Annotated in this window: 11 protein-coding genes; 6 read left to right on the top strand and 5 right to left on the bottom strand. The window is 69.0% G+C overall.

Annotation, left to right across the window (positions count from 1 at the left end; translation table 11 throughout):
- Positions 1–67 precede the first annotated feature (67 nt).
- Positions 68–553, top strand: coding sequence for a hypothetical protein (locus tag ACWF99_RS18040; protein ID WP_378636080.1), 486 nt, complete (start codon positions 68–70; stop codon positions 551–553).
- Between the two features lie 38 nt (positions 554–591).
- Positions 592–1,167, top strand: coding sequence for a TerD family protein (locus ACWF99_RS18035; RefSeq protein WP_378636082.1), 576 nt, complete (start codon positions 592–594; stop codon positions 1,165–1,167).
- A 58-nt stretch (positions 1,168–1,225) separates the two neighbouring features.
- On the opposite strand, the gene ACWF99_RS18030 is transcribed toward ACWF99_RS18035, so the two are convergent.
- Genes ACWF99_RS18030 through ACWF99_RS18010 form a run of 5 tightly spaced genes read right to left on the bottom strand, consistent with a single transcriptional unit; the run spans position 1,226 to position 7,229 of the window.
- Positions 1,226–2,617: an MATE family efflux transporter gene (locus ACWF99_RS18030; RefSeq protein ID WP_378660616.1), complete on the bottom strand. Its 1,392-nt coding sequence runs from the start codon at positions 2,615–2,617 to the stop codon at positions 1,226–1,228.
- 37 nt (positions 2,618–2,654) lie between these two features.
- On the bottom strand, positions 2,655–3,689 hold the full coding sequence (locus ACWF99_RS18025; RefSeq protein WP_452536887.1) for a PLP-dependent cysteine synthase family protein: 1,035 nt from the start codon (positions 3,687–3,689) through the stop codon (positions 2,655–2,657).
- Positions 3,690–3,725: 36 nt separating this feature from the next.
- Positions 3,726–5,180: a Y4yA family PLP-dependent enzyme gene (locus ACWF99_RS18020; RefSeq protein WP_452536885.1), complete on the bottom strand. Its 1,455-nt coding sequence runs from the start codon at positions 5,178–5,180 to the stop codon at positions 3,726–3,728.
- Entirely contained in the window at positions 5,171–6,181 is a 1,011-nt protein-coding gene (locus ACWF99_RS18015; RefSeq protein WP_378636093.1) for an ornithine cyclodeaminase family protein, read from the bottom strand. The genes ACWF99_RS18020 and ACWF99_RS18015 overlap by 10 nt, the downstream gene beginning before the upstream one ends.
- Complete coding sequence (locus ACWF99_RS18010; RefSeq protein ID WP_452536883.1) at positions 6,153–7,229, bottom strand: TauD/TfdA family dioxygenase; 1,077 nt, start codon at positions 7,227–7,229, stop codon at positions 6,153–6,155. The genes ACWF99_RS18015 and ACWF99_RS18010 overlap by 29 nt, the downstream gene beginning before the upstream one ends.
- A 327-nt stretch (positions 7,230–7,556) precedes the next feature.
- Here ACWF99_RS18010 and ACWF99_RS18005 point away from each other — a divergent pair, with 327 nt between their 5' ends.
- The 4 genes from ACWF99_RS18005 (at position 7,557) to ACWF99_RS17990 (ending at position 13,264) form a co-directional block, all read left to right on the top strand.
- Positions 7,557–9,062: an ABC transporter substrate-binding protein gene (locus ACWF99_RS18005; protein WP_452536881.1), complete on the top strand. Its 1,506-nt coding sequence runs from the start codon at positions 7,557–7,559 to the stop codon at positions 9,060–9,062.
- Between the two features lie 5 nt (positions 9,063–9,067).
- The gene (locus ACWF99_RS18000; RefSeq protein ID WP_452536879.1) at positions 9,068–9,997 is read left to right on the top strand and encodes an ABC transporter permease; all 930 of its coding nucleotides are present in this window, start codon (positions 9,068–9,070) and stop codon (positions 9,995–9,997) included.
- Positions 9,994–12,447, top strand: coding sequence for an ABC transporter ATP-binding protein/permease (locus tag ACWF99_RS17995; protein WP_452536877.1), 2,454 nt, complete (start codon positions 9,994–9,996; stop codon positions 12,445–12,447). The genes ACWF99_RS18000 and ACWF99_RS17995 overlap by 4 nt, the downstream gene beginning before the upstream one ends.
- A gap of 100 nt (positions 12,448–12,547) precedes the next feature.
- On the top strand, positions 12,548–13,264 hold the full coding sequence (locus tag ACWF99_RS17990) for a lytic transglycosylase domain-containing protein (RefSeq protein ID WP_378636105.1): 717 nt from the start codon (positions 12,548–12,550) through the stop codon (positions 13,262–13,264).
- Positions 13,265–13,360 lie beyond the last annotated feature (96 nt).

Below are 13,360 nucleotides of genomic sequence, written 5' to 3'. Positions count from 1 at the left end.
CTTTAGACTCGAAGCAGCTCGCCGTCCGCGGCGGGGCAGGGGTCCGGCGATCGTCGAGGTGAGGTTGATGGGTACAGAGGTAGATCCGGCAGGACAGGATGTGATGACCGACCACCCTGAGCTGGACGTGTTGCCGGTATGGCCGCAGGAAACCATCGCGGTGCTGGTGACCACCGACGCGGGGCCGCACGCGATCCCGGTGTCGTGGCCGGTGCGCGCGGGTGACCGGCGGATTCTCCTCAGTTTGAAGTCCGATCGCGGGTCGCTGGCGCGATTGCGGGCACAGCCGGAGGTGGCGTTGCTGATTCTGGGCGGCGGCAATGTGGCGCTGTGCGCGCGCGGCCGGGCGACGGTCATCGCCGAGCAGATGCCGTCGGCGCAGGATTACACCGCGGTGCAGCTGGACGTCGACGTGATCGACGACCATCGACAGTCCGCGTTCGCCGTCGACCGTGGCATCCAGCGCACCGTCCTCGACGACACCGAATTGCGGGCGCTCGAGGGTCGGGTCGAGACCCTGCGATCCTGGGCCGACAACGGGCCCGCAGCGTAAGTTCCTCTACGGCACACCATCTGGACAGAAGGGTTTTCATGAGCGTCACACTCGCCAAGGGCGGCAATGTCTCGCTGTCGAAGCAGACCGACAACCTCACCAAGGTGGCGGTCGGTCTCGGCTGGGACGTGCGTACCACCACCGGTGCCGACCACGACTTGGACGCCAGCGCGTTGGCGACCGGCACGAACCTGAAGGTGCTCTCGGATCAGCACTTCGTCTTCTACAACAACCTGCGTTCGCCGGAAGGCACCATCGAGCACACCGGTGACAACCTGACCGGTGAGGGCGACGGCGACGACGAGATCATCAACGTCGATCTGGCCGCCACCCCGCCGACGATCACCAACATCTTCTTCCCGGTGTCGATCCACGACGCCCAGGCCCGTGGTCAGTCGTTCGGCCAGATCCGCAACGCCTACATCCGCGTCACCGACGCGAACACCGGCGTGGAACTGGCGCGCTACGACCTGTCCGAGGACGCGTCCACGGAGACCGCGATGGTGTTCGGCGAGCTCTACCGCCACAACAACGAGTGGAAGTTCCGCGCTGTCGGCCAGGGTTACGCCTCGGGCCTGGCGGGCATCGCCCGCGACTACGGCGTGAATCTCTGACGAAACACGACCGCAAAGGCGGGCGACTGTGCGTCGCCCGCCTTTGCTGTGCTCGCTGTCATCGTGATTGGGTGACCGGCACCCGTCGTGGCGGGACCACGCCGGCCTGATCGAGCAGCGCGAAGTACTTGCGCAGCATCAGTACGGCTGTGGTGGCCAGGCCGGCCGTCAAGCCCCACCAGACCCCGGCCGCGCCCAGATGCAGCGGGAACGCGAGCAGGAGCGCCGAGGGCAGCCCCACGCCCCAGTAACCGACCAGCGACAGCCGGAAGCCCGCGGAGGTCTCCTTCAGCCCGCGCAGGAGCCCGGTGCCGATGTTCTGGGCGGCGTCGAAGAATTGCAGCACGATGCCGACGAGCAGCAGGGTGTGCGCGATGGCGACGGTGTCGGTGTCGGTGGTATCGAGGAACGGCGCGAGCACGATGTCCGGGGCGAGCACGTAGACAGCGCCGGTGACGATCGCGATCACCGCGGCCATCCGCAGCGCCAGCCAGGCCAGTGCCCGCGCGTGGCCGAACTCATCGCGCGCGACCGCATCGCTCACCAGGATCGACGCTCCGTGCGACAGCCCGATCGCCATCTGGAACACGATGTAGATGATCTGGTAGACCACGTTGTGCGCGGCCAGCGCGGCGGGCCCGAAACTGCCCATCACCAGCGCGAGCACCGAGAACATGCCCGCTTCCGAACCGTAGGTGAGCGCGATCGGCGTGCCGAGGCGCAGCTCCTCGCGCACGGTCGCCCAGCGCACCGGCCACGGCGTCGAGGGCAGTGTGCGGCCGAGTTGCTCGTCGCGGCGCACCATCGCCCAGAACACCCCGAAGGTGATCAGGAACACCAGCGAGGTCGCGATGCCGACGCCGGTCAGGCCCATCGCCGGAATGCCGGCCCAGCCGTGGATGAAGGCCAGCGCCAGCACCAGATTCAAGGCCACCGAACCGAGCGTGACCAGCAGCAACGCCTGGGGCCGTTGCATGCCGACGGTGTACTGGCGCAGCACCTGGAACCACAGGCACGGCAGTAACCCTGGCGCGAGGGCGATCATCATCGGCCGTGCGGCGTCGAGCACGCCCGCATCCTGGCCGAGCCACGGCAGTACCCACCCGAGCCCGATCAGCAGCGCGCCGCCGAGCAGCCCGGCGATCGTCGCGATGACGAACGCCGCCCGGACCACCGCGCGCACTTCGTCGTCGGCCGAACCGCCGCGCTTCCCTGCCGCGCCGAGCGCGCCCGCGATCTGATTGCCGGTGCCGGTGATCAGCCCGACGCACATCGTGCGGATCTGGTTGAACAGCACCAGCGCCAGCCCGCCCGCGGCGACCTCGCGCACACCGAGCGTGCCCATCAGCGCGAGATTGGTCGTCGAGACCGCGATCTGCGCCAGTTGGGTGAGCGCGATCGGCGTCGCCAGCCTGGCCAGCGCGCTGCTATCGGTCGCCGTGCCGTTCACCCGCCCGCTCCGTGGTTCGTCTCGCGCGCGATCGCGCTCACCTGACCTCCATCAATTCGTCCTGGCGCCGCAGCGGTGAATAGCGGCGCAGCAGCGTGGTCACTTCCGCTTCGGCGGCGGGATCGAGCAGGTCGCGGGCGCTCATCCAGTCGTCGTCGAACACGGTGTCGAGATATTTCTCGCCACCATCACACACGATGGTCACCACAGTGGACCCGGCCGGGAACTCCTCGAGCCGCGCCAAGGCATTGTGCACCGAACCGCCCGCCGAACCACCGATCAACAGACCGTGTGTCCTGGCGACCGCGCGGGTGGTGGCGAAGGCGTCGACGTCGCTCACCTTCACGCCCTCGTCGAGCAGGGCGTAGTCGACGGCGGTGCCGATGGTCGCGCCGGGTGGGGTGCCGGTGCCCGACTGCCAGTACGGTCCGCCCTCGCCGCCGAAGGCGATGGACCCGACCGGCTCGATCCCGATCACCCGGGCGGGCAGGCCGAGGTCGCGCAGCCGGGTGGCGGTGCCGAACAGGGAGCCGCCGGTGCCGACCGCGGAGAGCAGGATGTCGACCCGCTCGACCTCGGCCAGCAATTCCTCGGCGACGGCGTAGTAGCCGACGGCGTTGGCGTCGTTGTTGTGCTGTTCGGTGAAGTACGCGTCGTCACGGGCGGCCGCCATGGCCTCGGCGAGGTCTTCCCGTGCCGAGGTGGCCAGCTCGTCGTCACCGTCGTCGGCGACGAACACCAGGTCGGTGCCCATGGCTCGCATCGCGCGCAACTTGTCCTTACAGGCGTGGTTGTCGACCACGGCGGTGAATCGATAGCCACGTTCGGCCGCGACCACCGCCAAGCCGAGTCCGGTGTTGCCGGACGTCGACTCGATGATATGCCCGCCACCGCGCAGCAAACCTCGCCGCTCCGCGTCGAGCACCATCGAACGGGCCATTCTGATCTTGGCGGCGCCGGTCGGATTGAACTGCTCGAGCTTGAGCAGCAGCCGCGTGCCGGTGTCGGTGACGGCGAGTTCGAACAGGGGGGTGCGGCCGATCAGGTCCGTCACGCGCGTGACGAGAGCCATGGGGTGTTCCTCCATCGGATTGAGAGCTCGGGTGGATCAGCGGGCAGTGCTGTCCAGACTCCAGCGCAGTCGGTCCGCGCCTGCGCGCAGCACCACCTTCGGCGGGAGCGGGAGTTCGTGGAACGGGGACTCGTTGGAGTCCATCTGATACCCGGCGGTGTTCGGGTAGACGAGCAGGTCGCCGGTTCGTGCGCGACGGGGCAGCGGGATGCGCCGTCTGCTCAGCAGGTCGGACTCCAGACAGGTGGTGGCGCCGACGCAGGTGGGGGTGAGGTGGCCGGTGCTTTCGGGCCACAGCACGGGATCGGGCAGGTATTCACTGTCGAACCACTGTTCGGACAGGCTGAGACTGGTGCCGTCGACAGTGAGGATGTCGTACGGGTTTCCCTGTGCGGTTCGGGTTTTCACGCCCTGGACCCGGAAGACGGAACTTCCCGCTTGGTCGAGCAGGGCACGGCCGGGCTCGATCGCGAGTCGTATTCCGTTGTCGCGCAACAGCCCGGCGAGGTCGTTGTGGGAGAGCACGGCATCGAGCATCGCCGCGCCGGGGGCCGGGAAGTGATAGGGGTAGTAGTCGCCGGGCGGATTCGTGTGGAACCACTTGTCGCTGAGGGTGTTCTGGAACTCGGTCCATGTCGAGGCATCGAGGTAGTCGACCCCGAACCCGCCACCGATCGAGATCGTGTCCGCGCGATGGCCGTTGGCTCGTGCGCGCCTGCAGTGCCCGACCAGCGCGACCGCCTGTTCGGAGCGGGCGACAGCGTCGTAGCCGGACAGGTGGAAACTGAAGCCCGACAGCGTGATCGGCGCGCCGATGGCCTGGATCGCTTGTTCGAGCTCCATCGGGTCGAGCCCGAACCGGCTGGTCGAGCCTTCCGGCAGTACCCGGAGCAGCACCCGCACCGGCAGTTCGAGCGCGGCGAGCCGGTCGAGTTCGTCGAGCGCGTCGATCGCGATCAACGACCCGTGCCGAGCCGCCAGCCACAGCAGCTCGTCGGACTTCGCGGGTCCGGTGACCATCAGGTCCTCGCCGCGCACCCCCTGCCCCAACGCCGCGACGAGTTCGCCGGTGCCGGCGACGTCGATCCCCGCCCCGCTCTCCGCGCACGCACGAGCCACGCACGCCGCCTTGTTCGCCTTCTTCCCGAAGTAGACGAACCCGTCGACGCCCGCCTCGGTGAAGGCCGACTGAAACGCCCTGATATTCACCGCGACCCGCTCGGGGAACAGCACATGAAACGGTCCACCGACCGCGTCGGCGATATCGCGGAGCAGGCAGGGATCGGCGAGTAGCCGCTGTTGCGCCACGTCGGTGTGAGCGGGCATCGGTGATGCGCAGTGCGTCGGCCGGTCGGTGGTTGCCGATAGTGCCGGGTCGACGACGCGGTCCTCGATGTGCGGCGGGCTCGGCGGCACCCGCGCGTCGGATCGCGGCGCGGCCGGTGGGGTGCTGTCCCCGGTGACCCCGGGCTGTGCACCCGTCAGTCCCACAACGGCACCTCCGTGCCACGTCCTTCGGCGATCGCCCTGGCGGCCAGGGCGTGCGCGACCGCGATATCGGTGAGCACCAGTCCGCTGTTGTAGACGAAGATCTTCTCGTCCTCGGTCCGGCGGGCCACCGCGCTGCGGGTGAGCACCTGCGGCAGTTCGGCATCCACCGAACGCAGCGTTCCGTCGGGTCCGGCCATGTCGGTGCCCGTCAGTGCCATCTGCGCCGCGCTGGTGGCGACGACCCGATCGGCCTCGACCAGCGTCGACGGTGCCAGACCGTAGCCCACCAGCACCGCCACCGAACCCGGTGCCAGATGCGAGGATTCCAGGGCGACCTCGGTGCCGGGGCCGGCCGTGGCCAGCACCACATCGGCGGACGCCGCCGCCGCGTACGGGTCGTCGACCACATCGAGCAGCGCGTGCGGCGCCGCGTCGGCCAGGTGCGAGTGCACGGCGGCCAATCCCTCGGGATGGGTGCCGTACACCATCAGCTTGCGTAACTGCGGGTTCGCGGCGAGTAAGTGCGGCAACGCATTACGTCCCTGGGTACCGGTGCCGATGAGCAGCACGCTCTCCGCCCCGCGCCGCACCGTCTCGCGCACCAGCAGTGCCGACACGGCGGGCGTACGCAACGCGCCGACCCGCGCGCAGTCCATCATCGCGATGGGGGCGCCGGTCGTGTCGTCGTAGAGCGTGATGGTCGTGTAGTACCGCTTGGTGCTGCGGTCGTGACCGGGATCGAATTTGTAGGAGGTCTTCATGGCCACCACGCGCCGACGCCCGTCGCGGCCCAGCATGGCGTAGGACACCGACGAGCCGCCGGGGTCGGCGACGCTCAGCTTGCGTGGATTGTCGGATTCGCCCGCCGCGAAGGCGAGATAGGCCTCCTCGACGGCGCGCACCACTTCGGCGGGGCTGATCGGCACGTCGGCCAGGTCGCTGCGGGAGAGGACGCGCAGCCCGATCCCGCGGTCACGGTTGTTCAACGGATCCTCGTTCATCTGCAATGCCCCGCTCTGCTGTCCGATCAGCGGTCGCCCGGAACGGCGCGACCACTCGTTGGCCATACCCATTCTCGGACGACTCCTGCGCGCGCCGACGGCGTTCGGGCAGCCGGATATTGATGCGTTTGAGCCAGCGGTCGGTGCCGTCGTAGCGCGCGCGGAACGGAACGCGCCCGTGCACGGCCACATCGTTGTCCACCAGCAGGAGCTCGCCGGGCGCCAGCGCGGGGGCGTGACTGACCCTGGCGAGTTCGGCGGTGAGCCTGGCGTAGGCGGCGCGGAAGACCGCGTCCGCATCGTCGATCGGGGTGTAGGCGGGATCGTAACGTGCTGTGACAGCGCCATTTTCGTCGAGCCACAGTGTGGGCAACGGTGCGAGCTGATCGAAACCGGTGCCGTAGGAGACATCGGGCAGGATCGGCAGCGTGGGGGCGGTGAGGGTCCGCAGGTCCTCGTCGGACAGGCGCACTTCGCGCACCGAGGAGACCGTGGTGGCGACCCGGTCGGGGTTGCGCAGGCAGGCCAGCATGAGCAGGTTCGCGCGCTGATGGTGGAAGGCATCCTCGGTGTGCGGGCTGAGCAGGGTGGAACTGCTCGCGCCCGACTGTTCGTCCTCGTGGCCCGCGGCGGGCACGATGTTGTTGACCAGCCTGCCGTTCTGCTGGCCCTGCCAGCCGAACGGCTCACCGGCACAACGCCCGAGCAGCAACATCACGATGTCGAGTTCGAGCGAGCCGGGATGCGCGTGCTCGGCCGCGGCCTGCCAGTGCGCCGGGGTGGGACCGAAATCGGCATCGTCGACGGGCAACCCGCGCACCACGGTCGCGCCCGCGGCGGTGGCGGGCGGTCGAACGGCGTGGCGCAGGCTGTCGGGCAGGTCGTCGACGCGCTCGGTGATCCGGGCGATCAACGCGGGATCGTGCAGGGTCGTGGTGTGTGGTGCGTCACCTAATCGGTGGCGAATATCTGTCGCGAGCGATCGGAGCGCCGTCGCGGCGTCGGGATCGAGCTCGCGGTATTCGATGTCGTGCTGGTGAATCGTCATACGTTCGGAGAGAACGCTTTTCACCGGTTTCCCTTCTTCGCATCGGTCGAAAGCGGGTGATCTTCAGGCTCGATGTGCGAAGGTAGTGCCTGGCGTGTGATTAGGCAAGACTTACCTAATGCGTTGGCGAGGGAAATAGCCGATCCATATAACGTAGCTTCCTGCCCGGGTTGCCGAAGTGAGCGCTGACCGGGGTGTCGCGGGTCGCTGCGGTTCGGTGACGGTCGAAGTGAAGCTCCCCACTCGGGACCTCTTTTAGGCTAGCCTCGCCTAGTTTGCGGCGTCGGGAAAGGGGTTTCGGCGCACGCGGTTCGAGGAGGCAACACGATGGGTTTCACTCGCAGGCAGCTCTTCCAATCCGGCGTCGGCGTCACCGCACTGCTACTGGCGGCGGCGTGCGGCACCGATGATCGGTCCACCACCGCGCAGCGCGGCGGCACCTTGCGCGTCGGCGCGCTCGGCACCGCCGCTCGCAGCGAACGCGACCCGCACGCCAACCTCAGCAACGACAGCGACTTCCTCATCGCCTCGCTCGTCTACGACGCACTCACTGTTCCCGGCGCGGATCCGACCGTCGCCCCGCGCCTCGCCTCGCGCTGGGAGCCCAGCGCGGACAACCGCAGCTGGACCTTCACCATCGCCGACGGCGCGACCTTCCACAACGGTGCGCCGGTGACCGCCGACGACGTGGTGTGGTCGATGCGGCGCCTGCGCTCGGTCGGTGGCGCGTCGAAGATGCCGGTGGCCGAGAACGACATCGTCGCCGACGGTCCGAACCGCGTCGTGTTCACCATGCCCGCACCCAATACCCAACTGCCGCTGCTGCTTCGGCTGATGACCTTCACCGTGCCGAAGGGCACCACCGACTTCACCGCCGCGGTCGGCACCGGCCCTTTCCGGCTCGAGTCCTACCAGGGCGGCAATGCCCGGCTGGTGCGCAACGAGCGCTGGCACGGCACCCCGCCACTGCTCGACGCCATCGAGGTGACGATGTTCGACAGCGTCACCGCCCTGGGCAACGCGGCACTGGGCGGGCAGATCGACCTCGCCTCCAACGTGGGCGCCATCGCAGGCCGCACCGCCGCGGGACGCGGCGACCTGCAGGTGATCCGGCGCGCCGACGACACCATGCTCGGCGTGGCGATGCGGGCCGCCGACGGCCCGTTCGCCGATGCCAGGGTGCGCACGGCGTTGCGCCTCGGTGTCGACCGGACCGCGCTGGTCAACCAGGTGCACTCCGGTTACGGCACCGTCGCCGCCGATGTTCTCGGCACCGCCGACCCGCTCTACGACACCACGCTGCGCCGCGACCGCGACGTCGAACGCGCGAAAACCCTGCTGCGCGAAGCCGGGTTCGACATCGGCCGCAGCTACCCGTTCGTGACGAAGGCCGAAGTGCCGGGCGAGGTCGAGTCGGCGAAGGTGATCGCCACCCAGCTCGCCGAGATCGGCGTCCGGCTCGACGTGCAGGTGGTCGAATCGGCCGCGTTCTACGACCAGACCTGGCTCAACGCACCGCTGTACACGGTGTCGTGGGGGACCAACGACTCGGTGCTGTTCCTGGCCGACAAGTTGATGACCTCGGGCACCAACCGCAACGAAACCGCCTTCCGCGACCCGGAATTCGATGCGGCCGACGCCAAAGCCCTTGCCGCGTCCGGAGAGGACTACACGCGTGCGGTGCGCGAATTGCAGCGCATCGAGTTCGAGCGTGGCGGTTATCTGGTGTGGGGCATGGCCGACGGTATCGATATCGCCGCGTCGACGGTGCGTGATCTGCCGACGCTCGGCGGTTTCGCGCGCGTCCAGCTGGAACGTGCCTGGCTGGCGTGAATGTCATGAAAACCTTTGCCCTGCCGATGGTGCGACGGATCGCGCTCCTGGTGACATTGCTGGCCATCGTGTTCGTCGCGGTGGATCTGCTGCCGGGCAACGCGGCACGTTCGGCGCTCGGCAGGGACGTGGATCCGGCCGCGCTGGCGGCGAAGGAGCACGAGCTCGGCCTGGATCGCGCGCTGCCGGTGCAGTTCCTGGACTGGATCTCCGGGGTGCTCACCGGAGACTTCGGGCAGACCGCCCGCGGGAATTCGATCGGTGCGCTGCTGGCCGACAAGTTCCCGCAGACTCTGCTGCTCGGTGGGATCGCGTTGCTCCTGACCATCGCGGTGTCGCTGGGACTCGGCTGCTGGTGGGCGATGCGTCCGGCCGCGCTCGGAGCACGAATTCTGCAGCCCGTCAGCACTGTTGCCGTGGCGGTACCGGAGTTCGTCGGTGGCACGATGCTGATCCTGGTGTTCTCCCTTGCCACCGGATGGCTTCCGGCCGTGACCATTACCGGCCGTTCCGGGTTTCCCGTCGGCCCCGAGATGCTGGTGCTTCCGGTGCTGGCGTTGGCGATTCCGCAGATCGGCTGGAACGCCCGAGTGGTGCGCTCGGCGCTGCTCGATGTCGCAGTGGCTCCACATGTGGAAAGTGCTGTGCTGGAAGGACTACCGGCGCGCACGATTCTGCTCCGGCACATGCTGCCGTTCGCGGCGCCGACCATCGTCGCCGGATACGCCACCTCTGTCGGGATGCTGTTCGGCGGCGCGCTGGTGGTCGAGACGCTCTTCAACTATCCCGGTGTCGGCGCCGTTCTCGCCGGGTCCGTCGCCGACCGTGACTCCACCATGGTCGCCGCGGTGGTCGCCCTGACGGCGATCGTCATCATGGTGCTGCTCGCGATGGCCGACATCGTCCGGACGTGGGCGTCGAGGAGCGCGCGATGAGCAAGCCCGGCTTCGGAGGTCGCACGGTGGTGTCCAGGTGGGGCGCGTACTCGGTAGCGGCCGGGGTGGGGCCGGTTGTGCTGCTCGCGGTGGCCGGGCCGCTCTTCGCGCCCTACCCGGGGGACAAAGCCGTCGGGATGCCGTTCGCGCAGCCGGGTGGGGGAGCGTTGCTCGGGACGGATCGGCTCGGCCGGGATGTGCTCAGCCATCTGCTCACTGGCGGCACGCAGTTGCTGGCCGTCTCCGCGGTGATCGCGGTGGCGGTGACCGTGCTGTCGGCCGTGCTCGGCGCGATCGCCGCCGTGCGCCCGCGCGCGGGCAAGGTCATCGAACTCTGCGGCGACCTCGTGATCCTGCTGCCCGCGGTCCTGGGCATCCTGCTGGTGCTCACCGCATGGCCGCAGGGTGGCGTCACCGCGCTGATCGTGGTGTCGCTCATCTTCGGAGTTCCCTACTGCGCCAGGATCTTCGCGGCCTCCGCCTCGACCGTCGCGGCCTCCGGCTACGTCGAAGCCGCCGTCGCCAGCGGAGAATCCCTGTCCCACCTGGTCTTCCGCGAAATCCTGCCCAATCTCCGCGCCGTCTTCACCACCCAGCTCGGCCTCCGCTTCGTCGTCGCCGTGTATCTCGTGAGCACCATCGCCTTCCTCGGCGTCTCCGCGCTCGATCCCGACAACTGGGCGATCATGGTCCGGGACAATGCCTCCGGGCTGCTCTTGAATCCCTGGGCGGTGCTGGCACCGAGCGCTGCCATCGCCATCGTGGCGGTCGGTGTGAATCTGGTGGTGACCAGTGGGCCCAGGACCCGTCAGACCCCGGCAACCGCACCGGAGGCGGTCGACGCGGGCGGGGTTGCGCCGGCGGGTGCTGGATGTGGGATCTCGGTGGTGGATTCGGGGGAGGCGGTGGCGGTGGACGGGTTCAGCGTTGTCGCTGACAGTGGGGCGGTGCTGCTGGCGCCGTTGTCGTTTCGGCTGAAGTCGGGGACGGTCACCGCGCTCACCGGTGCATCGGGTGCGGGAAAGTCGACGGCGATGCGTGCGCTGCTCGGACAACTGCCCGCAGGCGCTCGCGGGCAGGGCACCGTGCTCGTCGCGGGGCGAGATGTATTCGCGCTCGACGCGGGCGCGCTGCGCGCATTCCGTCGTGAACAGATCGCCTACGTCGGCCAGGATCCCGGCTCCGAACTCAACCCGCTGCTTCGCGTCCGGGCAGTCCTGGCCGAGGCGGCGCCGGGCACCTCCGACGCCGAACGCCTCGCCGTCCTCGCGCGAGTGGGCCTCGAGCCCACCCATCTCCGCCGTCGCTGCGCCCGCCTCTCGGGCGGGCAGCAACGCCGTGTCGCCCTGGCCCGAGCCATTCTCCGCCGACCCCGAATCGTCGTCCTCGACGAACCACTCGCAGGTCTGCACAGCACTCTCCGCACCGAAATAGCCCAGCTGATCTCGACTCTCGCCACCGAGAACCGCACGGCCGTCCTTCTCTCCGGCCACGACACCGACGCGATCAACGCCGTCGCCGATACGGTGATCGAGCTCCAGCCACCCGGTGATCGTTCGGTGAATGTCGCCGCTGTGGTGGCTGATTCGGTGCGAGCCGAACACCTGTCCAACGGGCACTCGGCGGCGACCGGACGTCGACCTGTCGACCCGCCCGGCGAGGTTCAGGGGAGCGAGACAGCATCTCGCACCGAAGGCCAGGCGGTCGCGGGCGAGGAGATCGCCCTGCACGCCGAGGCGATCAACGCTGACGCGGGCGGCCACCGGGTGCTCGAGAACATCGGTTTCAGCCTGCCCACAGGGGCGGCCCTCGCTGTCGTGGGGCCGTCCGGGGCGGGTAAGACCACGCTCGCGCGGGTGATCGCGGGTTTGCACACCGACGCCGTCGGATCGCTGGATGTCGGTGGTGTGCGCCTTCCGGTGGGGAGCAGACGGCGGATCGGGGTCGGTGCCAACGGGATCCAACTCGTCACCCAGAACCCGCGCGCGGCATTGAACCCGCGACGCACCGTCGAGCAGACCCTGGCTCGCCCTTTGCGCCGCATCGCACGGGTCCCCAGACCTGAAATCCGCACCCGCGTCACCGCCCTGCTCGCCGCTGTCGACCTCCCCGCCGACCTCGCCGCCCGCCGCCCCCATCAACTCTCCGGCGGCCAACGTCAACGAGTGGCCCTGGCCCGGGCCCTCGCCGCCGACCCAGCCGTCCTGATCTGCGACGAGATCACCACCGCCCTCGACACCGACACCGCCGCGGCGATCATGTCCCTGCTCGACCGGCTCCGCGCCGACCGAGCCACCACGATCATCCTGATCAGCCACGACATGACCCTGGTCCGCGGCCACTGCACCGACCTTCTCGTCCTCGATCACGGCCGAATAGTCGAATCAGGCACCCCGGCAACCGTTCTCGCCGCACCCTCGCACCAGGCCACCGCCGACCTGCTCGGCTGACGCCCGGTGCGGGCCGCGGAGTCGGTGGCCTGCTGTGGCTTTCTCTGAGAACTCCCTGTGAGATGTGCGTAAACAGCGCCGGATCTGGATGATTGAACAGATGTCAGTGCAGAAGGTCGGCGTGGCCGCCGCAGTCGCGATCAGCGCCCTGTTAGCGGGGTGCAGTTCGCTCGCGTCGATCCCCGATGACATGCCGCCGGGGCCGGGCGTCGCGCTGCCGCTGATCGATGTCGACGCACCCGGCCGCGCGGCCGAACAGTTACGCGGCTGGGCCGACGAGCAGTCCGACGCGATCGGCATCCAACCGGTCGCCCTGGAGGCCTACGGCTACGCCGCCGCCGTGCTGGCGAAGTCGAAGCCCGAATGCGGGATCGCCTGGACCACCATCGCCGGCATCGCCAGCGTGGAGAGCGGACACGGAACCCACCGTGGTGCCGGCGTCGACGCCGACGGGACGGTGCGCCCGGCGATCATCGGCGTCGCCCTCGACGGCACCAAGGGCAACGCCGACATCCGCGACACCGACGGCGGCAGCCTCGACGGCGACACCACCTACGACCGCGCCGTCGGCCCGTTGCAGTTCATCCCCGAAACCTGGAAGCGCTGGGGCGTCGACGCCAACGGTGACGGCGTGGCCGACCCGCAGAACATCGATGACGCCGCCCTCACCGCCGCCCGCTACCTCTGCACCCGCGGCGGCGATCTGACCTCGGCCGACGGCTGGCAGCGCGCCCTGTTCGCCTACAACCAGTCGAACAAGTACATGCATGTGGTGCGCGATCGCGCCGCCATATACAGCATCGGCCGCCGCGTGTAGTTGCCCACGGCCCGGAGTGCCGGTTACTCCCCACTCCGCCGAGACGATAGGCTCGGCACCGCACGGCCCTTCCCGTGATACCTACCGTGCCTTCCG

The sequence above is a fragment of the Nocardia sp. NPDC055002 genome (assembly GCF_053608825.1).
Note: the sequence above shows the minus strand (reverse complement) of the source record. Positions and strands in the feature narration are given on the sequence as shown.

What these genes read in the sequence shown, in the direction of transcription:
- ACWF99_RS18040 (WP_378636080.1), top strand. Translation starts at nt 68, where the DNA reads ATGGGTACAGAGGTAGATCCGGCAGGACAGGATGTGATGACCGACCAC.
- ACWF99_RS18035 (WP_378636082.1), top strand. Translation starts at nt 592, where the DNA reads ATGAGCGTCACACTCGCCAAGGGCGGCAATGTCTCGCTGTCGAAGCAG.
- ACWF99_RS18025 (WP_452536887.1), bottom strand. Translation starts at nt 3,689, where the DNA reads ATGGCTCTCGTCACGCGCGTGACGGACCTGATCGGCCGCACCCCCCTG.
- ACWF99_RS18015 (WP_378636093.1), bottom strand. Translation starts at nt 6,181, where the DNA reads ATGAACGAGGATCCGTTGAACAACCGTGACCGCGGGATCGGGCTGCGC.
- ACWF99_RS18010 (WP_452536883.1), bottom strand. Translation starts at nt 7,229, where the DNA reads ATGACGATTCACCAGCACGACATCGAATACCGCGAGCTCGATCCCGAC.
- ACWF99_RS18005 (WP_452536881.1), top strand. Translation starts at nt 7,557, where the DNA reads ATGGGTTTCACTCGCAGGCAGCTCTTCCAATCCGGCGTCGGCGTCACC.
- ACWF99_RS18000 (WP_452536879.1), top strand. Translation starts at nt 9,068, where the DNA reads ATGAAAACCTTTGCCCTGCCGATGGTGCGACGGATCGCGCTCCTGGTG.
- ACWF99_RS17995 (WP_452536877.1), top strand. Translation starts at nt 9,994, where the DNA reads ATGAGCAAGCCCGGCTTCGGAGGTCGCACGGTGGTGTCCAGGTGGGGC.
- ACWF99_RS17990 (WP_378636105.1), top strand. Translation starts at nt 12,548, where the DNA reads ATGTCAGTGCAGAAGGTCGGCGTGGCCGCCGCAGTCGCGATCAGCGCC.